The sequence below is a fragment of the uncultured Pontibacter sp. genome (assembly GCF_947502515.1).
Taxonomy (GTDB): domain Bacteria; phylum Bacteroidota; class Bacteroidia; order Cytophagales; family Hymenobacteraceae; genus Pontibacter.
The window spans coordinates 953,297-976,624 of sequence record NZ_CANNAI010000001.1; the positions used below are offsets into that span (position 1 = coordinate 953,297).

At 49.1% G+C, this 23,328-nt stretch carries 21 protein-coding genes; 13 read left to right on the forward strand and 8 right to left on the reverse strand.

Features of this window, described 5'->3' with window-relative positions; genetic code table 11:
* Nucleotides 1-205: 205 nt before the first annotated feature.
* The 4 genes from rnhA to aroQ form a co-directional block, all read right to left on the reverse strand.
* The gene (gene rnhA, locus Q1A54_RS04495) at nt 206-670 is read right to left on the reverse strand and encodes a ribonuclease HI (RefSeq protein ID WP_299985365.1); all 465 of its coding nucleotides are present in this window, start codon (nt 668-670) and stop codon (nt 206-208) included.
* 132 nt (nt 671-802) lie between these two features.
* Nucleotides 803-1,369 carry a MarC family protein gene (locus Q1A54_RS04500; RefSeq protein ID WP_040574344.1) on the reverse strand — a complete coding sequence of 189 codons (567 nt, stop codon included), beginning with the start codon at nt 1,367-1,369 and terminating at the stop codon, nt 803-805.
* 110 nt (nt 1,370-1,479) lie between these two features.
* The gene (locus Q1A54_RS04505) at nt 1,480-2,541 is read right to left on the reverse strand and encodes an aminotransferase class V-fold PLP-dependent enzyme (protein WP_196114512.1); all 1,062 of its coding nucleotides are present in this window, start codon (nt 2,539-2,541) and stop codon (nt 1,480-1,482) included.
* An 81-nt stretch (nt 2,542-2,622) separates the two neighbouring features.
* Nucleotides 2,623-3,075 (reverse strand): type II 3-dehydroquinate dehydratase, encoded by a 453-nt coding sequence (gene aroQ, locus Q1A54_RS04510; protein WP_007658113.1) that lies wholly within the window; start codon nt 3,073-3,075, stop codon nt 2,623-2,625.
* A 126-nt stretch (nt 3,076-3,201) separates the two neighbouring features.
* Between aroQ and xerD the strand changes: the two genes are divergently transcribed.
* The 6 genes from xerD to Q1A54_RS04540 all read left to right on the forward strand — a co-directional run bounded on the left by xerD (nt 3,202) and on the right by Q1A54_RS04540 (nt 12,246).
* Nucleotides 3,202-4,101 carry a site-specific tyrosine recombinase XerD gene (gene xerD / locus Q1A54_RS04515; protein WP_196114513.1) on the forward strand — a complete coding sequence of 300 codons (900 nt, stop codon included), beginning with the start codon at nt 3,202-3,204 and terminating at the stop codon, nt 4,099-4,101.
* Between the two features lie 329 nt (nt 4,102-4,430).
* Complete coding sequence (locus tag Q1A54_RS04520) at nt 4,431-6,080, forward strand: beta-N-acetylhexosaminidase (RefSeq protein ID WP_299985366.1); 1,650 nt, start codon at nt 4,431-4,433, stop codon at nt 6,078-6,080.
* Nucleotides 6,081-6,205: 125 nt separating this feature from the next.
* Nucleotides 6,206-7,021 carry a hypothetical protein gene (locus Q1A54_RS04525; protein WP_299985367.1) on the forward strand — a complete coding sequence of 272 codons (816 nt, stop codon included), beginning with the start codon at nt 6,206-6,208 and terminating at the stop codon, nt 7,019-7,021.
* Nucleotides 7,022-7,112: 91 nt separating this feature from the next.
* Complete coding sequence (locus Q1A54_RS04530; RefSeq protein WP_299985368.1) at nt 7,113-8,144, forward strand: quinone-dependent dihydroorotate dehydrogenase; 1,032 nt, start codon at nt 7,113-7,115, stop codon at nt 8,142-8,144.
* 803 nt (nt 8,145-8,947) lie between these two features.
* The gene (locus Q1A54_RS04535) at nt 8,948-11,569 is read left to right on the forward strand and encodes a DNA translocase FtsK (protein ID WP_299985369.1); all 2,622 of its coding nucleotides are present in this window, start codon (nt 8,948-8,950) and stop codon (nt 11,567-11,569) included.
* 32 nt (nt 11,570-11,601) lie between these two features.
* Nucleotides 11,602-12,246 (forward strand): outer membrane lipoprotein carrier protein LolA, encoded by a 645-nt coding sequence (locus Q1A54_RS04540; protein ID WP_299985370.1) that lies wholly within the window; start codon nt 11,602-11,604, stop codon nt 12,244-12,246.
* Between the two features lie 65 nt (nt 12,247-12,311).
* On the opposite strand, the gene Q1A54_RS04545 is transcribed toward Q1A54_RS04540, so the two are convergent.
* Nucleotides 12,312-12,710, reverse strand: coding sequence for a hypothetical protein (locus Q1A54_RS04545; protein ID WP_299985371.1), 399 nt, complete (start codon nt 12,708-12,710; stop codon nt 12,312-12,314).
* Nucleotides 12,711-12,889: 179 nt separating this feature from the next.
* Here Q1A54_RS04545 and pyrF point away from each other — a divergent pair, with 179 nt between their 5' ends.
* Complete coding sequence (pyrF, locus tag Q1A54_RS04550; RefSeq protein ID WP_299985372.1) at nt 12,890-13,720, forward strand: orotidine-5'-phosphate decarboxylase; 831 nt, start codon at nt 12,890-12,892, stop codon at nt 13,718-13,720.
* Between the two features lie 111 nt (nt 13,721-13,831).
* A complete protein-coding gene (locus Q1A54_RS04555; RefSeq protein WP_299985373.1) occupies nt 13,832-14,464 on the forward strand; it encodes a pyridoxamine 5'-phosphate oxidase family protein in 633 nt (210 codons plus the stop codon).
* A 148-nt stretch (nt 14,465-14,612) separates the two neighbouring features.
* Here the strand turns inward: Q1A54_RS04555 and Q1A54_RS04560 are convergent, their stop codons facing one another.
* Both Q1A54_RS04560 and Q1A54_RS04565 read right to left on the reverse strand, forming a co-directional pair.
* Nucleotides 14,613-15,167 (reverse strand): hypothetical protein, encoded by a 555-nt coding sequence (locus Q1A54_RS04560; RefSeq protein ID WP_299985374.1) that lies wholly within the window; start codon nt 15,165-15,167, stop codon nt 14,613-14,615.
* 307 nt (nt 15,168-15,474) lie between these two features.
* Nucleotides 15,475-17,115: an ABC-F family ATP-binding cassette domain-containing protein gene (locus tag Q1A54_RS04565; RefSeq protein ID WP_299985375.1), complete on the reverse strand. Its 1,641-nt coding sequence runs from the start codon at nt 17,113-17,115 to the stop codon at nt 15,475-15,477.
* Nucleotides 17,116-17,211: 96 nt separating this feature from the next.
* Here Q1A54_RS04565 and Q1A54_RS04570 point away from each other — a divergent pair, with 96 nt between their 5' ends.
* The 5 genes from Q1A54_RS04570 (at nt 17,212) to Q1A54_RS04590 (ending at nt 22,812) form a co-directional block, all read left to right on the forward strand.
* Nucleotides 17,212-18,501 (forward strand): DUF2851 family protein, encoded by a 1,290-nt coding sequence (locus tag Q1A54_RS04570; protein ID WP_299985376.1) that lies wholly within the window; start codon nt 17,212-17,214, stop codon nt 18,499-18,501.
* Nucleotides 18,498-19,841, forward strand: a complete 1,344-nt coding sequence (locus Q1A54_RS04575) for a hypothetical protein (protein ID WP_299985377.1) — start codon at nt 18,498-18,500, stop codon at nt 19,839-19,841. Before Q1A54_RS04570 ends, Q1A54_RS04575 begins: the two co-directional genes overlap by 4 nt.
* 40 nt (nt 19,842-19,881) lie before the next feature.
* A complete protein-coding gene (locus Q1A54_RS04580; protein ID WP_299985378.1) occupies nt 19,882-20,517 on the forward strand; it encodes a NeuD/PglB/VioB family sugar acetyltransferase in 636 nt (211 codons plus the stop codon).
* A 262-nt stretch (nt 20,518-20,779) separates the two neighbouring features.
* A complete protein-coding gene (locus Q1A54_RS04585) occupies nt 20,780-21,745 on the forward strand; it encodes a rhodanese-related sulfurtransferase (protein ID WP_299985379.1) in 966 nt (321 codons plus the stop codon).
* A gap of 212 nt (nt 21,746-21,957) precedes the next feature.
* Entirely contained in the window at nt 21,958-22,812 is an 855-nt protein-coding gene (locus tag Q1A54_RS04590; protein WP_299985380.1) for a nucleoside phosphorylase, read from the forward strand.
* Between the two features lie 131 nt (nt 22,813-22,943).
* Here Q1A54_RS04590 and Q1A54_RS04595 read toward each other — a convergent pair whose 3' ends face one another.
* On the reverse strand, nt 22,944-23,243 hold the full coding sequence (locus Q1A54_RS04595) for a hypothetical protein (protein ID WP_299985381.1): 300 nt from the start codon (nt 23,241-23,243) through the stop codon (nt 22,944-22,946).
* Between the last annotated feature and the right edge of the window lie 85 nt (nt 23,244-23,328).

The following is a 23,328-nucleotide window of genomic DNA, read 5'->3' on the forward strand; positions in this document are numbered from 1 at the left end:
AATAGGTAATGATGAATGAATAATAGGAGTGGGTAATTGTTGTGCTCCTCTAGAGTATTTTTTTGTGCAGGCTAGAAATAGTCTATTGAAAAGAGTCATAGCGATCACATCCACAGTTAAGAATACAAGAAGCGCCATCAAGAGCTATCGTATCATCTGGCTATCCAGCGCACATTAGTCACTATTCATTACTCATTACAAACTACTACTTCGAGTTAAACTGCCCCGACTCAAAGCCCTCGTCGATCAACAGATTCGGTGACAGCGCACTGGCAACAGCTAGCTCATCGCAGCGCTCATTCTCAGGGTGACCGGCATGGCCTCTGATCCAGACGAATTTTACATTATGCTTGGCATATACCCTTAAAAAACGTGCCCAAAGATCTCCGTTGGCTTTGCCAGTGAAGCCCTTCTTCTGCCAGCCAAATACCCAGCGCTTCTCCACAGCATCCACCACATACTTAGAATCCGAGTAAACCGTGACAGGTATACCCGGCTTGGTGATCGCCTCGAGCCCCACGATCACGGCGAGCAACTCCATGCGGTTGTTAGTCGTTTTGCGGTAACCGGCAGTCAGTTCTTTCTCGTGGTGTTTCCAGCGCAAAATAGTGCCATACCCTCCCGGACCCGGATTTCCTCGTGATGCACCGTCTGTAAAAAGCTCGATCATATTGTAATTGAGTGAATGAGTGATTTAGCGATTGAGTGAGCTTTTTGATTTAGCGAACGTGTCAATGTGTGACGGAGTGATTGTGTAAAAAATAATAAATCACTCCGTCACACAATCACTAACTCACTCAATTTAAATAGGTAGATTCGTTTTGAACAGCTTGATGGCGATAGCCAGCAAAATAACACCAAAAACCTTTCGGAGCACGTTGGCGCCAGCTTTACCGAGTTTACGCTCCAGCCAGGCCGAAGCCTTGAGAACGATGTAAACGAACATCAGGTTCAGGACTATACCTACCAGCACGTTTGGTAGCGAGTAAGCGGCACGCAAAGAGAGCAGTGTCGTCATGGTACCGGCTCCCACGATAAGCGGGAAGGCCAGCGGCACAATGGAGCCACTTTTCACTTCAGGGTCGGAGTGGAAAAGGTCTTTGCCCAGGATCATCTCCAAACCAATCAGGAAGATGATGATAGCACCTGCCATGGCAAAAGACTCGAAATCGATGCCGAACAGTTTCAGGATACCGTCCCCCACGAACAGAAACACGATCATCAGAATACCCGAAATAATGGTGGCTTTTTCTGATTCGATCTTGCCCTCCCGCTTGCGCAGGTCTATGATGATGGGAATAGAACCGAGGATGTCAATTACCGCGAACAGAATAAGCGTTACAGATGCGATTTCCTTGAAACTAAACAGCTCCTGAATCATGAGTTTGTGGTTGTTAAAATGTTAAAGCCAGCAAATAGGGTATAGCTATACCTGCAAGCGCTGGCGCAATTTGATAACAAGCCGCAAAGGTAGGATTCTTAGGCGTAATAATGCAGGAAAAAGCGCTTTAGCTCTTCGTACTCTTCGTTGGCAATGGCCGGAAAATTGGCCACCCGGAACGTGTTGCGCTGCCATGGTCCGTAGCCGTTGCCCAGCCGGATATTGTGGTGCAGCGCCCGCTTCTTGATATCCTCCACCAACCGCTCGTTCGCCTCCAGTACCAGCACGGTTTTAGAGCGTACTTCTTCGTTTTCGATCAGCAGTTTAAAGTCGGTGAACTGCCCGAAGAACTCATATAGCTCGTTGGCCCGATCCGTCAGATCGATGTCGAGCTGTTTGATAAAAGGCCGGTCCTCGAGCATACGCTTGAGCAGGTAGATGTTGAGCGTGTTCGGCGTGTGCACGGTCTGGTAGTTGAGCATCTTCTCGTAGAGCGATACCAGGCTATTGTAATGATTGCGCTCGTTCATTTGCTTGGCCCGGAAGATGGCACGCGGCGAGCAAACAAGTATACCCAGACCCGGCGGCAGACCGAAGCACTTCTGCACGGAGGCGAACCAGATATCAGCTTTGATGTATTTCAGGTTGAGACCGGCCATTGAGGAAGTTGCATCCACGGCTGTGAGCGTGTCACGGAAGCGGTTGTGCAGGTTCAGAATGGTACTGGCTGTGACCTGTGTTCCGTTGGAGGTTTCGTTTTGCGTAAAGCAGATCAGCTCAGTATCAACACTGATGTCGAGTTCCTCCACCGGCATGGCCTCGTTGATGTCGAAGCGAACACCTTCAGCATTGGGACGTAGCTTTTTTGCATACTCGTACCATTTCTCCCCAAAAGAACCATTGTAAATGTGGAAGCTCTTCTTTTTGGTGAGGCTTTGGGTCAGAATCTCCCAGCACTCGGTGGCGGAGGAGGTAAAAAAAATAGAATAGTCCTGCGGAATGTTGAGGCGTCGCTTGAGCGAGCCCACCACCGTGCGTGATAGCTGTACAAACTGTTCTCCGCGGTGCGGAGCCCCCAATATACCTTCGTCATACGCATCCATAAGGTAGTTGCGCACTTCCGGATATATTTTAGACGGTCCTGGATAGAAATTCAACATGGAGGGTAATATAAAGAATTATAGTATTGCTACTATAGTAAAAAGCAAATATTTAGTGAACGGAATCCCAGTGTTACCACGCTATTTTTTGGATCCAAAACCGATCTGCTTCGGCTTCATGCGCTCGAAGTACTGCAGTGCCAGCCGGTAGCTCTCCATCCCGAAACCTGTGATTACCCCTTTGCAGAAAGGAGCCAGCATGCTTTTGTGACGGAAGGCATCACGGGCGTATACATTGGAGATGTGCACCTCGATCACAGGCGTTTCGATGGCCTTGATGGCGTCAGAGAGGGCAACCGAGGTATGGGTATAGGCGCCACCGTTAAACACGATGCCTTTGTAGCTGAAACCCACCTCATGCAGCTTGTCGATCAGTACCCCTTCGGTGTTTGACTGAAAATAGGATAACTCCATGGCTGGAAACGCTTCCTTCAGCTCTTCAAAGTATGATTCGAATGACTCTGAGCCGTAGACAGACTTCTCGCGAATACCGAGCAGGTTGAGATTAGGGCCGTTCAGGATGAGGATTTTCATAGTTTAGGGGTGTTTTGTGATTTCAGCTCAATTAAGCGGATGCAATTTAAGTATTAACTATCTTTGCTTTGATTTTTTTGACAAAAGAAAGTTTTGTCAGCTCCTCTTTTGCCCAAATTCTACCTTATGAAGTGGTCCATCTGCATTACCCAGTTCGAGCAATACCTGCGTCTCGAAAAGTCCCTTTCCGGTAACTCCGTGGAAGCCTACTTGCGCGATATCCGCAAACTGACTGATTTTCTGGAGATCAAAGGTATAAACGTGCAGCCGGAGCAGATGACCCCGCCTATACTACGGGAATTTCTGGAGTGGGTAGCTGAGTTGGGCATGACACCGCATTCGCAGGCACGCACACTGTCAGGTATACGGGCTTTCTACAAGTTCCTGATTATGGAAGATATGCTCACCGCCGACCCGACTGAGACCATCGAAGCCCCGAAGCTGAGTCGCAAATTGCCGGATACGCTACACTTCCATGAAATAGAGCAGTTGCTGGCCGCCATCGACCTTTCTACGCCAGAAGGGACCCGCAACCGTGCCATGCTGGAGACACTTTACAGCTCCGGGCTGCGTGTGTCAGAGTTGCTGGAATTGAAATTGAGCAATCTGTACGAAGACATGGGTTTCCTGAAAGTGGCCGGTAAGGGCGACAAGGAGCGCTTGGTGCCGATTGGGCGTGATGCGCTCAAGCACATACAACTCTACCGGGAAGGCGTGCGTTGCCACCTCAACATCAAGAAAGGACACGAAGACTTTGTGTTTCTCAACCGCCGTGGCGCCAAACTGACCCGGGTGATGGTGTTCACGATCATCAAAGACTTGGCTGCCAAAGCAGGTATACAGAAGACGGTGAGTCCCCATACCTTCCGCCACTCCTTTGCCACGCACCTGATCGAAGGCGGCGCCGACCTACGTGCCGTGCAGGAGATGCTGGGTCACGAGTCCATCACTACCACCGAGATCTACACCCACCTCGACCGCGACTACCTGAAGCAAGTGATTAAGGATTACCATCCGAGGAGCTAGAAGAAGTTTGAGGGTTTAGGAGTTAAAGAGTTTGAGAAGTTTTGGCTTGTAGGGATAGACATAGCGCGAGCGTCCTCGCTCGTGATTTACTATGGAGGGGCCTCTGGCCCCTATGCTAAGCTGGGATAACTCGTGACTGGACTAGCCTGTTCCGGGCGCAGACCCGAGGGCTCCTTTGTAACCAGCACGAGCGAGGGCGCTCACGCTATACCTACTGGCCCTTATCTCAACTGTAACCCTAACCATTGAGTTGACTAATTCAATACCAAACCCATTAAACCAAGCGTTTTTCCAAAAGTCAAAAAGCAACACAATCTCAAAACACCCACATGTTTTCTACCTTTCACCGGATATTCACCATTGCTCTGCTTTCTTTAGCTATACCTTTTCTCACCGCCGCTCAGTCCGTGGATGATATTACGCCTCGACCTGTGGAGGTGATCAAGGAGGCGAGAGGGCATGTGACCATCGACGGGAAAGCCCAGATCGTATTCGACAAACAGTACGGAGCGCAGGCCGAGTTTCTGCAGGAAATGCTGGCGGCGCAGACTGGCCTGAACCTACAGGTATACCCGAGCACTGCCACGAAGCCCAAAGCCAGTCATCACATCCGACTCGTTTTCGATACCAAGACCATCGACAAAGCCGAGATGTATACCTTAACCGTGTCGGGTAAGGACGTAACCATTCGCGCCAAGGACACAGGCGGTATGGTATATGGCATTCAGACCTTGCTGCAACTGTTCCCTATCAAGCAGGTAAGGGAGGCCAAAATTGATGATGTGCGCATCAAGGACTATCCGCGTTTTGCCTATCGCGGCATGCACCTGGACGTGGTGCGACACATGTTCCCCGTGGAGTTCATTAAAAAGTATATCGACTACCTGGCTTTCCATAAGTTCAATACCTTTCACTGGCACCTGACCGACGACCAGGGCTGGCGCATCGAGATCGAGTCTTACCCGAAGCTGAACACGGTAGCCTCGTGGCGCAAGGAAACCCTGATCGGGCACTTCAAAGACGAACCGGCCAGGTATGACGGCACCCGTTACGGTGGCTACTATACCAAAGACGAAATACTCGAAGTAATCAACTACGCTTCTGTGCGAGGCATCAACATCATCCCTGAAATCGATATACCGGGTCACAGCCGCGCGACCATTGCCGCCTACCCAGAGCTGAGCACCCGGCCCGACACTACCTGGAATGTAGCCACCACATGGGGTATGTACAACCGCCAGAACAATGTGCTGCAGCCAAACCCAGCCACATTTCAGTTCCTGGAAACGGTATTTCAGGAAGTAGCTGACCTGTTCCCGTATGAATACTTCCACCTGGGCGGCGACGAGACCAGTAAAAAATGGTGGAAAGAAGACCCCGTGTCGCAGCAATTCATCAAAGACCACAACCTGAAAGACGAGAAAGGCCTGCAGACTTACTACGTGGAGCAAGTGGCGAGTTACCTGGCAGCTAAAGGCAAAAAAGTGATTGGCTGGCACGAGATTCTGGAGGGCGACCTAAGCACGTCGACACTGATTATGAACTGGGGAGGGGAGAAGGAAGGTATAGCAGCCGCCACACGTGGGCACCAGGTGATCATGGCGCCAGGCAAGCCGCTGTACTTCGACCACTACCAGTCCAAAGACCCGAATGATAGCCTGGCCATACATGGCTACAATCCGCTGGATGCCGTGTATAATTTTGAACCTATACCTGCGGCATTGCGCGAGCGCAAACTGGACCACTATATTATCGGGGCGCAGGCCAACTTATGGACGGAATACATCGGCAGCGAAGCCAAAGTAGAGTACATGGTTTTCCCGCGCATGACCGCCCTGAGCGAAGTACTGTGGTCGCCTGCCGAAAAGAAGGATTTCACAGATTTTAAGCGTCGCCTCAACTCGGCTATTATTCCGCGCTATACCTTCTGGAAGGCTAAATACTTCCCCAACTTCGAGCAGTGGACGTCTGAGAAGTAGAAGCCCATTTCATTTAAACCATGCCCCGATCTCTATCAGCAAAATGGTAAAGATCGGGGTTTTTTTTAGCCATAACACAGGCTAACTTGCAGAGTCTAAACAAAGTAAACCCGCCCTGCATTAGTATGAAACAACTTATTCTCTGCTGCCTATGCGCCATGATACTCTTCAGCTGTAGCGATGGCAAAGATACGCCAGCCCCTGCAGTGCTGATCAATTCGTATGCGACCAAATATATGGTGCATCCGAAGCGCGGAGCTTTCTACACGCATTTGGGTACCTACACCCTTGAATATAAAAATGGGAAAGTAAATAAGAGGACAGGTGTTCCCGAGTGTATAGTGAATGGCTCATGTCAGGAACAACCAGCTGTTATTGATGAAGTGAGCTACGGAGACAATATTATAAGAATCGCCAACAAAAGCAGCATGGAGGACTGGGGCGTTTTACAGGAAGAGTGGTTGTATGGCCTGAAAAATCACGATCAGCCAGCTTACCTTATCTACAAAGCTGAAAACCGCAGGATGTATGATTCTTTATCTTATATCTACCATACAGATGGAAAGTTAAATAAGATAGAAGGCTTCTCCATTTATAGAGACGAGGTAGAATTAGTGGTGAATAGAGACATTGCCAAAGACTTCTTTTTTGATGCTTCGGGCAATCTGGAGAGAGTGGAGACGCGCCGTATTCTGGATGATGACGGGTTTGTACTGTACGTGATTGTCGAAAAGTTTGATAATTATGACAACGCCGTTAATCCGTTTAAAGGAATGTTTATGTTCGAAGACACCTACTACAGGTCCTTGTCTCAAAACAACTTTAGAAGGTATAGAAGAGAGGAGATAGAAGTGCGGAGCGGAGCAATGATCAGCAGTCATGGCAAAGACTGGGTGCTGGAATATGATGCGGCAGGCCGTCCAGTGTTTGATAAACCTTAGGTCTGGGGGTAGATTTGCTCCCCGAAAAGTCTCAAAATAAACACACAACACATATCTTTGCGGACAGCAAACCAAACTCAAACCCGCTGCCGTGTATAAGAGCCTCCTTCGTCCGCTGCTTTTCAAATTAGACCCAGAGAAAGTTCACTATCTCACCACCGACGCATTAAGAACTGCTTTTAGTTTGCCATTCACCAAGAGTGTCAGCCGCAGCATGTTCCGGGTCGAAGACAAGCGACTGGAGCGGGAACTCTTCGGCTTGAAATTCCCTAACCCGGTGGGGTTGGCCGCAGGCTTTGATAAGGATGCCAAATTGGTAGACGAGCTGGCTGAGTTGGGTTTCGGCTTCATCGAGATCGGAACACTCACCCCGAAACCACAGGAGGGCAATCCGAAGCCGCGCCTTTTCCGTCTGCCGGAAGATCAGGCCATCATCAACCGCATGGGCTTCAACAACGAGGGCGTAGAGGCAGCCGTGGAGCGTTTGCGGAAGCGCAAAAGCAACATCATTGTAGGCGGCAACATCGGCAAAAACAAAGTGACTCCTAACGAGGAGGCGCTCAACGACTACCTTTACTGCTTCAAGGCGCTGTATGATGTGGTTGATTATTTTGTTGTAAATGTGAGTTCGCCGAATACCCCCGACCTGCGTGCTTTGCAGGAAAAAGAACCGCTGCAGCAACTGCTGATGGCGCTGCAGGAGTTGAACAACTCCATGCCAAAGGCCAAACCCCTGCTTTTGAAGATCGCCCCGGATTTGAACGAAGCTCAGTTAAATGATATAATCGAGATTGCAATAGCAGCCAAGCTAAGTGGTATTATTGCTACGAACACAACTATCAGCCGCGATGGGCTACACACTTCTTCTGCCCAGGTTTCAGAAATCGGAGCCGGCGGATTGAGTGGCAAACCGCTCACCAAACATGCTACCAAGATTATCCGTTACCTGCGCCAGCACCTGCCAGCGCATATCAAAATTATTGGTGTAGGTGGTATTATGACGGCGGAGGATGCGCAGGAGAAACTCGATGCCGGTGCTGATTTGGTACAGTTGTATACCGGGTTTATTTATGAAGGCCCTGCGCTGGTTGCTGGGATTAATAAGAGCTTGCTGGGGAAGTAAGGGTTGGTTATAGCGCATTCGGCTGATTTGCAACTGGCGTAGTGACGGCTGTTCTTTTAGCAACTTGCCTTATTTCATAGCTTCGCCTGTGCGGCGGGCACCGTATGCCCTGCCCGGGCGGGCCCTACTTTTTGTCTTGACACAAAAAGTAGGCAAAAAAGTCAAGACTATCCAAACTCGCTGAACGCTCAAACAGTGGATAGTCATTTGGGCGCACTTGGTACCTGAGTCTGTTTTATTGCTTGCGTGCGAGTTAGTCTTGCTATACCTGCCAGTGGTGTGCAGTTACAGAATTTACAAGGCTTATACTTTCCAAATGTTAAAGGCCGTAATTCCCCTCTTGAAAGTAAGGCCGTTTCATTCTGCTTTTTTTGTCATCCCGTAGGGATCTTGGTAAAGAGGGGCCCCATCTCCGCAAGTAACATCGGCTTATCACCCATACTACCAAGTTTCTTAACAGAATAACAGTAATTATTGAACAAGTTTTGCAGAATGCACCGGCCCTACTGTTGAGAGAGGTAGGGGTGGGTTAATCGTGTACAGGAATCCTGAAAATCCTTAAATCCTGCAAATCCTTGGGGTAGGGGCCCTATGTATAGATTCAGACAAACACCTATGCACAATTCGGACAGGATTACTTGGTCTTATACAATCTTCCACTTTCTAACTTCCAAATTTTCTAACTTTTTAACTCCTAATCTCCCCAACTCAACTTTTTAGCACATTTCCTGAAAAGCCTTCGGATTTGCTGAGCGGCGTGTGCCGAAAAAATGTAAATTTGAAATCTTAATTAGTCGAAGGGTATGGCAAAGAACACTTACAGAAACGATGCGGTGAGCACGGGAAGGGCGAGGAATGAGGTGCGTGGACGTAATGAACCACGCGGCAGCGCCTCTACCAGTGAAAAGCCCAAACAGAAGAAAGCTAAAAAACCATTTTTCAAAATGCCGTCTTTCAGGTTGAACCTGAAAGCGCCTGCTTTTTTGTCGGATCGCCGCTTCAAGCTGTTCATTGGCTTCTCTTTACTGCTGATCTCCTTTTTTATGACCATCGCCTTTGTGTCCTACCTGTTCACAGGGGCTGCTGACCAGAGTGTGGTGGAGTCTGTACAAGGCACGGGGCTGAAAGAGTCAGGGCAGGAAGCGGAGAACTGGCTGGGCCTGTTTGGCGCCTGGGTGTCGCATTACTTTATTTATGAACTACTGGGCCTTGGCGCCTTTTTCCTGATACCGATCTCTTTCTTCGCTGGTAGTCGCATTGTGTTCCGCTGGAAAACTGTTTCTATGTCGTATGTGCTCGGGCTGTGTACATTCAGTATGCTGTGGCTGAGCCTGACCTTGGGGTATATTGTGCTCACAACAGGTACGGTAGGTGAATACGGCTTCATGGGCGGAGGTATAGGTATAGAAACTGCCATTTGGCTGAGTAGCCTGATTGGCTGGGGTAGTGGTTTGCTGCTGGGCTTCCTGCTACTGATTTTCCTGGTCTTCTTCTTTAACATCACGAGCATCAACTGGAGCAAACCAACTACTGAGGACGAAGAGGGTGAAGTGGCGATCGACAGAGGAAGTGCTTCGTCGCTGCGTGATGTGGTACATGGCTCTGCCCGTAACATCAACCACAACGCCGACCCAACTGCTTCACTGGATGCCGAGGAAGAAGAGGAGATAGAATTCGATGAAGAGGAGGAGGAAGCAATCAACCGTGCCCTCGAAATGGAATTGAGTTCACTCAAACCAGAGCCACCAAAGCCTGCTGCACCTGCACCAACGCCTACGCTGGAACTTGATATTGAAACCGAGTTGGAAGAGGAATTGGCTTACGACGAGTTTGACACGGCTGAGGGCGAAGAGGAAGAGCTTCTGGATCTGCAGATCGAAAAGACACCGGAAGAGGAGGCTGCCGATGTGCTGGCCACCGAAAACTACGACCCGACGCTGGACCTCGCCCGTTACCAGTATCCGACTATCGACCTGCTCAACGACTACGGCACCACGAAAGTGTCAGTGACGAAGGAAGAACTCGAGGCTAATAAAGACAAGATCGTGGCCACACTCGGTCACTACAACATAGGTATAGCGAGTATCAAAGCGACCATCGGTCCGACTGTTACGCTCTATGAAATTGTACCGGATGCCGGTGTGCGTATCTCCAAGATAAAGAACCTGGAAGATGACATTGCCCTGAGCTTAGCGGCCTTAGGTATACGTATCATTGCGCCTATACCTGGCAAGGGAACGATAGGTATAGAAGTACCGAACACGAAGAAGGAGATGGTGTCGATCAAGTCGATTCTGTCTACAGAGAAGTTCATGAAGAGTGAGATGGACTTGCCGATCGCCTTCGGTAAGACAATCACCAACGAAGTATTCATCACGGACCTAGCTAAAATGCCACACTTGCTAATGGCAGGTGCCACGGGTCAGGGTAAGTCGGTTGGTCTCAACGCCATCCTGACCTCGCTGCTTTACAAGCGACACCCTTCGCAACTCAAGTTTGTTCTTGTTGACCCCAAAAAGGTAGAACTCTCCCTGTTCAACAAGATCGAGCGCCACTTCCTGGCCAAGCTGCCGGACACAGAGGAAGCGATCATCACTGACACTAAAAAGGTGGTGAACACGCTCAACTCCCTCTGTATGGAGATGGACATGCGCTACGACCTGCTGAAGGACGCTGGCTGCCGTAACCTGAAAGAGTACAATAAGAAGTTTGTGGAGCGTAAATTGAACCCCAAAAAGGGCCACAAGTTTATGCCCTACATCGTGCTGGTGATTGACGAGTTGGCTGACTTGATGATGACAGCTGGTAAAGAGGTGGAAACGCCGATTGCCCGTCTGGCACAGCTGGCCCGTGCCATTGGTATACACTTGGTAGTAGCCACACAGCGACCATCCGTAAACGTAATTACTGGTATCATCAAGGCTAACTTCCCGGCACGTATTTCATTTAAAGTAACCTCCAAGATCGACTCCCGCACCATCCTGGATGCCGGTGGCGCTGACCAGCTGATCGGCCAGGGTGACATGCTCTTCTCCATTGGCTCGGACATGATTCGTATTCAGTGCGCCTTTGTGGACACGCCGGAAGTGGATCGTATTTGTGACTTTATCGGGGAGCAACAGGGGTATAATGATGCCTACCTGTTGCCAGAGTTTGTGGGTGACGAGAGCGGCTCTGAAAAAGCAGACTTCGACTCAAGCTCCAAGGACCCGATGTTCGAAGAAGCCGCCCGCATCATCGTGCAGCATCAGCAGGGTAGTACATCCTTATTGCAGCGTCGCCTCAAGCTGGGCTACAATCGTGCCGGCCGCCTAATCGATCAGTTAGAGGCCGCAGGTATAGTGGGTCCGTTTGAAGGAAGTAAGGCCCGCGAAGTTTTAATTCCAGACGAGTACAGTTTGGAACAGTTATTGAATACGCTGTAGGAAAGAATAAAACACGACACTCAAATAACATCATGAAAAGAGTATTATCCCTTTTGCTGGCAGTATTTATGTTTGTGAACCTGGCGAATGCGCAGCAGGATCCGAAGGCAGGCAAGATACTGGACCAGATGAGCCAGAAGTACAGAAGTATGAAAGCTTTCAAAGCTACTTTTGCACAGACACTGGAGAACCCTTCTGCCAAAGTAAAAGAAACGATGGAAGGAGATATTTTGGTAAGCGGTCCGAAATACAGACTAGCCGTAAGCGGACAGGAGATCATCAGCGATGGTAAACTAATGTGGACCTACCTGAAAGAGGTGAATGAAGTGACCATCACGGAAACTGACGCCGAAGCAGAGGCCATGGCACCAAGCAAGATCTTCGATATGTATAAGAAAGGCTACAAGTATGCTTATGCCGGTACTGAGAAGCAAGGAGCTGAGACCTTTGACGTAATCGAATTGGCGCCGGAAGACCGTAGCAACCCGATCTTTAAAGTACGCTTATACATCAGCCAGAAAGATAAGTCATTAAAGAGCTGGCAGATGTTCCGTAATAATGGCAACCGCTATACCTATACCATCAAGAATTTCCAGGCAAACCCTGCCTTGGCTTCCGACGCCTTCAGCTTTAATAAAGCCAAATATAAAGGCGTGCAGGTGGTGGATTTACGATAACCCAACCAATTTATGATACAAAAAAAGAGCTGCTCTGTTAGGGCAGCTCTTTTTTTGTAATTGATTTAAAAGTCCCCGACGTCTATCGTTGCAACAATAAACCCCACTTGAGAGGTGGAGCGGAACTTCAAGGTATAGATGCCTGCTTCGGTCGGGCGAAAGGTATAAGGAGCCATACGGATAGGCAGATCGTCTGTGCAGATATTCCCTTGATACTTCGCCACTACTCTTATGACTGTTTCCTTACCAGAAGTGCTGACATTAAAAGAGCCGAACTGACCGCAACCGCCACTAACTTGGAAGTGAACATCAACAGTCACGGTTTCACCTACTTGTGCGGTTGCAGGAGCCTCTACGCGTACAATGGGAGCAGGGCGCTCCTGTGCCGGAGGTTCGGAGTCCTCTTTAGAGCATCCGGTGGCAATCAGAAGAATTAAGGCGAGGGTGCACAGGTGTCGTATCATAGTTTTTTGGTTTAAGGTGCTGTTTACTATCTCGATCCCTTTTGTGCTGATAGGGTTGCAAGCTCTGGCAGATCTGACGTAACACGATCAATTAGTGGCCTGTGCAGGTATAAAAAATTTGTAGCTGCCCTTAAATAAACTAGCTTTGCTATACCTGAACTTTAGCTCCTATACCTATTATGACCAGAGAAAAGCTGTTTGAGCAGATCCTCCAGAAAAAATCATACCTGTGCATTGGCCTAGACACCGACCCGAAGCGCCTGCCTGAGCACTTGCTCGACCACAAAGACCCGGTGTTTGAGTTTAACCGTCAGATCGTGGAAGCCACTGCTGACCTGTGCGTTGCTTATAAACCAAACATCGCTTTTTATGAAGCGCAAGGCCCTAAGGGATGGGTGAGTCTGGAGAAGACGTTGGGAGTTATACCTGAAGAGATCTTTACCATAGCGGACGCCAAGCGTGGCGACATTGGCAATACCTCGGAACTATACGCCAGAGCCTTCTTTGAGACGATGAACTTCAATGCTGTGACAGTGGCTCCTTACATGGGTTCTGACTCGGTAAAGCCTTTCCTGGTGCAGCCGGGCCGCTGGGTGATTTTACTAGCCCTAACGTCTAACCCAGGCAGTAAGGACTTTCAGATGCTTAAACTGTCGGATGGTAATGAAGAGTATCTCTTTGAGCAGGTGCTGCGCGAGAGCGCCAACTGGGCCAGTGTGGGTCAGATGATGTACGTGGTAGGTGCTACACAAGGCGAGTACATAGAACGAGTGCGTGCCATCGTACCGAACCACTTCCTGCTGGTGCCCGGTGTGGGTGCGCAAGGTGGTAGCCTCGAAGAAATTTCCCGCCTGGGCATGAACCAGCAATGTGGCCTGTTAGTCAATTCTTCCCGCTCGATCATATACGCCTCCTCCGGCCGTGATTTTGCTGACCGTGCTAGAGAAGCTGCCTTGGAAGTGCAGAAGGAGATGGAGCAGTACTTAGAGCAGTATGTAACACATTTGTAGAATTACAGCGTCAATTTTTTTAAAATTACATAAACGCCATACCTAAGCTAAGCATGCAGGTATGGCGTTTATGTGTTATATTGTGGTAGGTATAGACAAAAAGGCAATAGCATGAACAAGGGGTTTTCAGAGATTATCAGTACTGTAGAAGATTTACAGGCTTTGCTGGGCAAACCGAGCGAGCTGGTTAATAACAAGTCGATCGACTACCTGGATACGCATTGCCGTGACTTTATATCGAAGGCCTCTATGCTGTTCGTAAGTACAAGTGACGCCGCCGGTAACTGCGATGTGTCCCCTCGTGGAGATGCGGCCGGCTTTGTGTTGGCGCTGGATGAGAAGCGATTGGTTATACCTGAGCGACCCGGCAATAAACGATGCGACACGCTTCGGAATATTCTGGAGAACCCGAAGGTCGGCCTGATCTTTATCATTCCAGGATTAGAGGAAACGCTTCGTGTTAATGGCAAGGCGTACGTGATCAGAGACGAAGCTATTATGGTACAGCTTGCGACGCAAGGCAAAGTGCCAGTTGTGGGTATAGGAGTGGAAGTAGAAGAATGCTACATTCATTGTGCTAAAGCGTTTAAACGTTCAGGCCTTTGGCAGCCCGAGCAATGGCCAGCGCAGAATACCCTACCCCGTCCTGCCGCTATCCTGGCCGATCATATCAAGAAGCCTGCTTATAGCGAAGAGCACATCAAAACAGTACTAAAAGAAAGCTACGAGAAGCGCCTGTACTAAGCAAAGTAATAGTTGGTAGGTATGGGGTATCAAGTACCTGATACAAGCCATTTATTTTTATAAGGTATCACAAGGTATGGAGAAATACAAAAGAAGCCCTGGCTACTGACCAGGGCTTCTTTTGCAATGAGGTATGACAAGGGACAATCTATTTGTTAGTCGTCTTCACTTTAAAATGAAAAGTGCCCGTTACTGGTTTTTCATTAGCGCTGTTGTTGATCTCGTAGGCTGTCATAGCATACTTGCCCTTGATAGTGAACACTGCTGAACTACCTTCTCGGCCAATGTATTTGATAGCCGTGATTTCATTGTAAGACACTTCTGAAAGTCCTCCTTTGCTTACCATCCGTGCTGTACTTCCTTCTTTGACAGGGAGTTTAAGCGAAAACTGGAACGGTCCGTCATTGTCTGTATATTCGGCTATCGCATATCGCTTCAGGTTGCTCGGGTTGACCATAGCGGAACTGTCTCTCGGGAAAGAAAGGAAAAAGGTATTGTTGGTGGACTGAGAGGTAGCAGAAACATAATAATTCTGCTTATCTAAGCTATTAGAGGGCAGGTCCAGGTGGGTGCAGTCTATGTGACGGGACCAATCCGGGGTCTTGAAGCTGAAGTGCAGGCTCTCGCTAATGCCGTCTGGAGCTGGATCGTCTTCCTTATCCTTATCGAGTACATCGCAGGAAAAAGTAAGGGCAGCAATCATAAATGACGCTAGATAAAGGGGTAGTTTTTTGAACATCTCTGGGTGAATGGTTAGGATATACTGCTTCCCCATGTAAGATGAGTAGGGCAAAGCGTATGATCTGTTATAAAAATAGAAAGCGATAATAAGAAAATACCTGCAAAAGTAGGACGGACAGCTATGACAAGAAATACCCAGAGTTGGGTATTTCTTGCTATACCTGCAGCAATATGGTGCTACTTAAACCAGAAGAGCCAATGCTATATGCATTGGCTCTTCTGGTTATTATATTAATGGTATGTCTTACAGATTAAGATCCATTGTAAAACTAGACTGCTTTTCTCTCAATCTCCCGCAGGTTTTCCATTTTCTTGTTTCGCAGGAAGCTGTTGATGTCTTCGAAGTGCTCACGAACCCGCTTGTTGCCAAACTCAAACACTTTGTCGGCTAGTCCATCGAGGAAGTCACGGTCGTGCGATACAAGGATGATCGTGCCGTCGAATGCCTTGAGGGCGTCTTTCAGGATATCCTTCGTTTTGATGTCAAGGTGGTTGGTCGGTTCGTCCAGAATAAGCAGGTTAACTGGCTGCAACAACAGCTTGATCATAGCCAGACGGGTCTTCTCACCACCGGAAAGTACTTTCACTTTCTTCTCGATCGTATCACCGCTGAACATAAAGGCACCCAACAAGTCCTTCACACGCGTGCGGGCATCGCCCACGGCAATCTCGTCGATGGTCTGGAAAACAGTCAGTTCGCCGTCGAGCAAGGCGGCCTGGTTCTGGGCAAAGTAACCGATCATACAGTTGTGGCCCAGTTGCAGCTTTCCTTCAAAATCGATCTCGCCCATGATGGCTTTCACCAGCGTAGACTTACCCTCACCGTTCTTACCCACAAAAGCCACTTTCTCGCCACGGTTGATGGTCACGGAAGCGTCTTTGAAGACGGTGTAGTCACCGTACTTTTTGGTGAGCTCCTCCACAATAACAGGGTAATTGCCCGAGCGCGGCGCTGGCGGAAATTTGACATTCAAAGCAGAGGTATCCACTTCGTCTACTTCCACGATCTCCATTTTCTCGAGCATCTTCACGCGCGACTGTACCTGAAGGGTTTTGGAGTAAGTGCCCTTGAAGCGGTCGATAAAGGTCTGGATATCGGCGATTTCTTTCTGCTGGTCCTCGAACTGTTTTTGCTGCTGCTCACGGCGCTCTTTGCGCAGCTGCAGGTATTGGCTGTACGTAACCTTGTAATCGTAAATACGGCCCATCGTCACTTCGATGGTACGGTTAGTGATGTTGTCTACAAAGGTCTTGTCGTGCGAGATCACGATCACGGCCTTGGCGTTGTTCACCAAGAAATCCTCGAGCCACTGAATCGACTCAATGTCGAGGTGGTTGGTTGGTTCGTCGAGCAGGATCAGGTCCGGCTTTTGGAGCAAGATCTTGGCCAGCTCGATGCGCATGCGCCAGCCACCGCTGAACTCATTGGTAGAGCGGGTGAAATCTTCGCGGGTAAAACCCAAGCCTTTCAGCGTAACTTCTACCTCCGCGTCAAAGTTGATCTCTTCGATAGAGTAGTATTTTTCGCCCAATTCCGATACCTGCTCGATGATCTTGTAGTATTCATCTGAGTCGTAGTCGGTGCGGGTTTCTAGTTGTGCGTTCAGCTCGTCCATCTGCTTCTTCATGTCGAGCACCTTGGCAAATGCCTTGGAGGCCTCCTCGAACACGGTGCAGTTGTCATCGGTGAGCAGGTGCTGCGGCAGGTAGGCAATCACGGCATCCTTGGGAGCCGACACCTTGCCACGGGTAGGCTTGCTGGCGCCCGCTATAATTTTGAGCAGGGTAGACTTGCCTGCTCCGTTTTTCCCCATGAGGGCAATGCGGTCGTTTTCGTTAATGTTAAAAGAAACATTGCTGAATAGGGCCGCCCCATTGAACTCCACGCTCACCGCGTCAACTGAAATCATAATCGTTTAATTTTAAGGCTGCAAAGATATGAAAGTTTAGGAGTAAACTCCCAAATCCTTCCTCCGTAGTACATAACCAACTCACAACCAAGGCGCATGAAAGAAGAGTTCCTGCACTACATCTGGCAGCACCAATATTTGGACAAATCTGATCTATTGACGGTAGAGGGGGAGCCGGTGCAGGTGTTGCGGGTGGGGATGTATAATACCGATGCAGGTCCTGATTTTAAGGAGGCGATTATCAGAGTAGGGGAAGTAGAGTGGTCGGGGAGTGTGGAGATTCACCTGCGGGGCTCGGACTGGCGTCGACATCAGCACCAGCTCGACTTCAAGTACAACCAAGTGGTGCTGCATGTGGTGTGGGAGGCCGACGAAGCTGTGCGTCGCACCGATGGCACTTTTATACCTACGCTCGAGCTGAAAGACCGCGTGAACACATCCATGCTGCAAACCTACGAGCAGCTGCGTCGTGCACCTTATGCTATACCTTGTGCCGGCTTTTGGCCGCATGTGCCGGACATCACCAAAACCATGATGCTGGGTCGTGCTCTCACCGAGCGGCTGGAGCTAAAAGGGGAGGAGGTGCTGCAGGTATACCAGCAGCTTGGCAATGACTGGGAAGCCACCGCTTTTCAGGTGCTGTGCAAGGCCTTTGGCTTTAAAATCAATCAGGATCCTTTTGAAAGATTGGCACGCGCACTACCTATTCAGGTGGTGCGCAAACATCAGCATAATTTATTTCAACTGGAGGCACTGCTGTTCGGGCAGGCTGGTTTTTTGGAGGAACCAACAGACGAGTACAGCATCATATTAGCCAAAGAACACACATACCTCAGCCGAAAGTATAACCTGCAAGAACTGGCCATGCCACGCCATCACTGGAACTTCCTGCGCATGCGCCCTGCTAATTTCCCGACCGTGCGACTGGCACAACTGGCTGCATTGCTTCACAAACACAAAAGTCTGTTTTCCACGATCATCCGAACTGAGGAAGTCAAGAGATACGATGCGCTGTGGCAAGCGCCGGTATCGGCTTATTGGCAAAAACATTATACCTTTGGAGCGGAGTCAAAGGCGGTGCAGGTGCAACTGGGCAAATCGAGTGCCCAGAATCTGACCATCAATGTGGCAGCACCTTTGTTAGCAGCCTATGCCGTGCATACCGATCAACTGGAGCACCTCGATAAAGCGGTGGACCTGCTTGAAAAGGTGAAAGAAGCCAGCAACCGTATCACACGGCAGTACGAGGAGCTGGGCTGGAAAGCTGCTTCGGCTGCTGATAACCAGGCTGCCCTCGGACTCTACAAACGCTACTGCCAGCCTGTCAACTGCCTGCGCTGCGCCATTGGCAATAAGATTATGAAGCAAAATCTACCAACTACGTGAGTATACTTATTTACGGCCTGAACCTGCTGGTGCTGGCTGGGCTAATTTGGTGGCTCTGGAAACAGAACTGGAACATCGGATTGCGTCCTTATTTTTTTCCTACGCTGCTGCTCAAGCTTGCCTGCGGGCTGCTGATCGGGGTATTGAGTTTTTATGTGTTCGATAAAGGCGATACACAGCTCTACTATAAGCGGGCCCTCATGATGACTGACCTGGCACACGAGCAAGGTATAGGCACCTACCTGCATTACCTTTTCTCCAACGACCCGAGCGGCACGCCACTGGAGGGATTGCAGCGGCCTTTCTACGAGAGTGCCTGGAACATGCCCCGGCTGCTGAGCATACCCATGCTACTGACGAATGACAACTATTATCTAAGCTCGCTATACCTGTCCCTGTTCAGCTTTGCCGGACTTTGGTTTTTTGTAAATGCGCTGGCACGGTATTTCCCAACAACCGCTATACCTGCAATAGTGGCCTTTCTGGTATTCCCTTCAGTGGTTTACTGGTCCTCGGGTGTACTTAAAGAAAGTGTGCTGATGGGAGGAATGGGGCTGTTGCTGGGTAGCAGTCTATACCTGCTGTTCGGAAAGCTGAAACGCAAACCGGTGCTATACCTTTTGCTGGCCTTACTGGGGCTATACCTGATCTGGCTCGTGAAATACTTTATAGCAGTGGCCCTTGCGCTGACGGTGGCTTTAGCGCTGCTTCTGAAACTGATCTTCTATAACCCGAAACTGGCCCACATCCACTGGCTTATTAAGGGACTTGCCTTGCTGTTGCTGTTCTCAGGTATAGCCTGGCTGGGTACGCAGCTAAATCCGAATCTGAACCTGGAAGGCCTTCCGGATGTGGTTTATGGCAATTACCAGGTCAGCCTGCTGGCCTCGCAGGGCAAACCCCGTATCGATTTCCCGTTTTTGGAGCCTACCTATCTGAGCTTTGCGCTGCACTCACAGTTGGCTTTTATCGGCATGTTGTTCCGGCCCTTTATCTGGGAGGTATATAACGTGCGCACTTTTGCGGCTGCTCTTGAAAATACATTGTTGCTATTGCTGGCCTTTGGTTTTGTCCGCGACTTGTTCGAGGCGGGACGTGTGAAGTGGCGCTATGGTTACTTGCTCACGGCGGTGCTCGTTTATGTATTTGTGATGGGCGTTTTGCTGGCGTACAGTATGCCAAACCTGGGTACGCTCAACAGGTATAGAGTGGTTGTGCTGCCCTTTGTGGTCTACCTGCTGCTACTCTGTAAAACCAATAGCGACCTGCTCCGCTACCTTTTGCCTGTTCGTAAGCGTGAGCAGGAAGAAGACGAGCCTGCACAAATCGCAGCAGATTAGCACTATTCTTTGTACCTTTGCACCTTATTTGAAATAGGCTATGCAAAATCCTGTAATTATACTTGGTGCCCAAAAATTGGGTACAGCAGCTCTCGATATATTCAACAGCAACAATGTGGTAGTTTACTGCTTCCTCGACGACAGCAAGGAACTGCAGCAGCAGGAGCTGAACAACGTGTCGGTGATGAGCAGCACGGAAGACAGTGAATTCCTGAAACTGATCGGCAAAAAATGCGACGTATTTGTGGCCGTGGAGGATTCCGCCGCCCGCAAAGGCCTCATCAAGATGCTGAAAGACGAGTACAAAGTGGTACCTGTGAATGCGATTCATAAGTTCAGCGCTGTATCGGAATTTGCCTGGTTGGGCCACGGCAACATGATCGGGGCGGGTGCCATCGTGAATAACAATGCGAAGATCGGCAACTACAACGTGATCGAATCCCGTGCGCTGGTTGATACCAAAGCCGAGATTGGTGATAACGTGCAGATTGGTGCAGGTGCTGTCATCAATTCCGAAGTGATAATAGAAGACGGTGCCTTCATTGGTACAGGTGCAGTGATCGTGTCAGGCGTGAAGATCGGCAAGAACGCCCGCGTAGGTGCAGGCTCGGTAGTGGTAGCTAACGTACCTGCTAAAGCGACTGTATTCGGCAACCCAGCGGCTCCGGTGAAATAAACTTTTCTGCCTGTATCTGCTGTTTCAAAACTGACATAGGTCATTTTTAGGTATAGCAGCAGGTTGTACCTTTGGATTTTTGAATGAGTGATTGAGTGGGGGAGAGATTGGTTTCTGAATTTCCAGAAATTAATCTTGTTAGCTTGCAGTTAGTGGCCCTCCAAATTAATCCTCAGTACCCAGGTTTAACAATTTAACAATAGCCCCGCAGGGGCAAACAATTAACAATCAAATTTTAACACTTAGCTGAAACTAAGCAGTTATGAACAAGCCATACAGCATATTACTGTACTACTGCTACGCACCGATAGCAGATCCTGAGGGGTTTCGGGAGGAGCACCATTTACTTTGTCTCGAGCTGAATCTGCTCGGCCGTATCATCATCTCTAAGGAAGGACTGAACGGTACCGTGTCGGGTCTGAAAGAAGACTGCGAGAAGTATATGGAGATCGTGAAAGCCGATTCTCGCTTCGCTAAAGTCGACTTTAAAGTAGACGAATCAGACAAGCACGCCTTTGCAAAACTTCATGTGCGCACCAAAGCTGAGATCGTGCACTCTGGCCTGCTACACATCGACCCGAACGTGCGCACTGGTATACACCTGGAGCCGAAAGAATTCAAGGAAATGAAAGACCGCGACGATGTGGTAGTGATGGACATGCGCTCAGATTATGAGTACAGTGTAGGTCGCTTCAAAAACGCCGTGACGCTGGACATCGAGAACTTCCGTGAGTTTCCGGAGAAGATCGACGCCCTGAAAGAGGAGCTGAAAGGCAAGAAAATCCTGACCTACTGTACAGGCGGCATTAAGTGTGAAAAAGCCAGTGCCTTCTTACTGGAGCAGGGCTTTGAAGACGTGTACCAGCTGCATGGCGGTATTATCAAGTATGGCAAAGAGGCTGGCGGCGAGGATTTCGAAGGCAAATGCTATGTATTCGACAACCGTGTGGCAGTGGATGTGAACTCTGTAAACCCTACGGTGATCTCCAAATGCCATGTATGTGGCACTGTGGAAGACCGCATGGTGAACTGCGCCAACCCGGTGTGCAACCTGCATGTGCCGATCTGTGAGAAGTGTGGCTGGGAACTGGAAGGCGCCTGCTCAACGGAGTGCAAAGAACACCCTGAGAAGCGCCCATACGACGGCACAGGCTATTACCAGAAGAACCTGAATGGCTACAATCCACTAAAAGGATTCAACCGTCGCAAGACTTCTAACGTATCTTAATAAGTATTCTCTAAAGCTCAGAAAAGCGTGCGCCCTACAGCCACGCTTTTCTTTGTTTATAATTCCCCTATTTAATTACTTGACAAAGCATAGCTTGATCAAAAGACAAAGGACTTTCGTTAAATCGCTGGTTAGTGGTTTTTCCATCTTTTGTCCATTGGCAAATAGTCTTTCGTCCAGAAGCAGTATTTACTATGCTAAAACCAAAACCTATGGCAATTCCAGAATCAGAACTGATCATCAATAAGAACGGCACGATCTACCACCTCAACCTGCAGCCGGAGCATATCTCAGATACCATTATTACGGTTGGAGATCCGGATCGTGTAGCGATGGTAAGTAAGTATTTCGACGAGATTGAGGTGCAGATCACCAAGCGTGAGTTTGTGACCCACACCGGCTACTACAAAGGCAAGCGCATTACGGTCATCTCAACAGGTATGGGTACTGATAACATTGATATCCTGATGAATGAGTTGGATGCGCTGGTGAACATCGATTTTCAGTCACGTGAGCCGAATGAGGAGAAAATATCGTTGAAGATCGTTCGCATTGGCACTTCCGGTTCTTTGCAGTCTGATATTCCGCTGGGCAGCCATCTTGCCTCGCAACATGGCATTGGCCTGGATTCACTGATGGAGTTCTACCCGCTGGAGCAGGACGAAAATGAGCAAAGCATTACCAAAGCGTTGCAGGAGCAATTAGGTGTAGGTTTCCGACCTTACTGCGTAAATGGCTCTAAGAGTCTGATCGAGAAGATTGCGTTCGATATGATTCCGGGAAATACGCTAACCTGTCCAGGTTTCTATGCGCCACAGGGACGTGTGTTACGTGGTGGACTGCGCAACCCTGACCTGCTGAAGGTTTACCAGGATTTCAAGGTATGCGACTTCCGTATCACCAACTTTGAAATGGAGACAGCCGGCTACTACGCCATGGGCCGTCTGTTGGGTCACGAAATGCTTTCACTCAATGCTATCGTGGCTAACCGCATTTCGCAGGAGTTCGCTACCAATGCCGAAGAGGTGATCGATAGCCTGATTGTGAAAGTGCTGGATAGGATATAGCCCAGCTAGGTATAATAATAGAAATAAAACAGCCCGCAGCGGAGTCTTATCTTCGTGTGCGGGCTGTTACGCTTTTAATGGATTTCGTTTACAGGTAAAGCAGTAAGTCAGGTGAGTAAGTGGATATGCCATTAGCTGTTCTCAATCTTAAGGATGGATTTTAGCGGCAGAAACGTTCCCGATTTCAGCAGCACAAACTTATCGTCATAGCACCAGACAGTGGTCTCTACGCGTTTCATATCGCCATCCTCCGTACAAAAGGTAATAATCGCTTTGTTGTGGTAGGCGTTACCCAGAATGGTGGCGCGATTTGCCTCGTAGTTGCGTATACTACGGGCAGTGGGGTCCTTCAGCACATCCTCCTGGCCGAAATGGAGCATCGGAATGCGCTCCTTCTCAATTAGACTGGCTCTCTTCTCGGTCCTCTTCATAGTTATCAAAATTTAGTGTTGGCAGGTGTATAACTAGAAAACATGCCACACTATTATTTTGGTTCTAGGAAGAAGCCGATTTTAA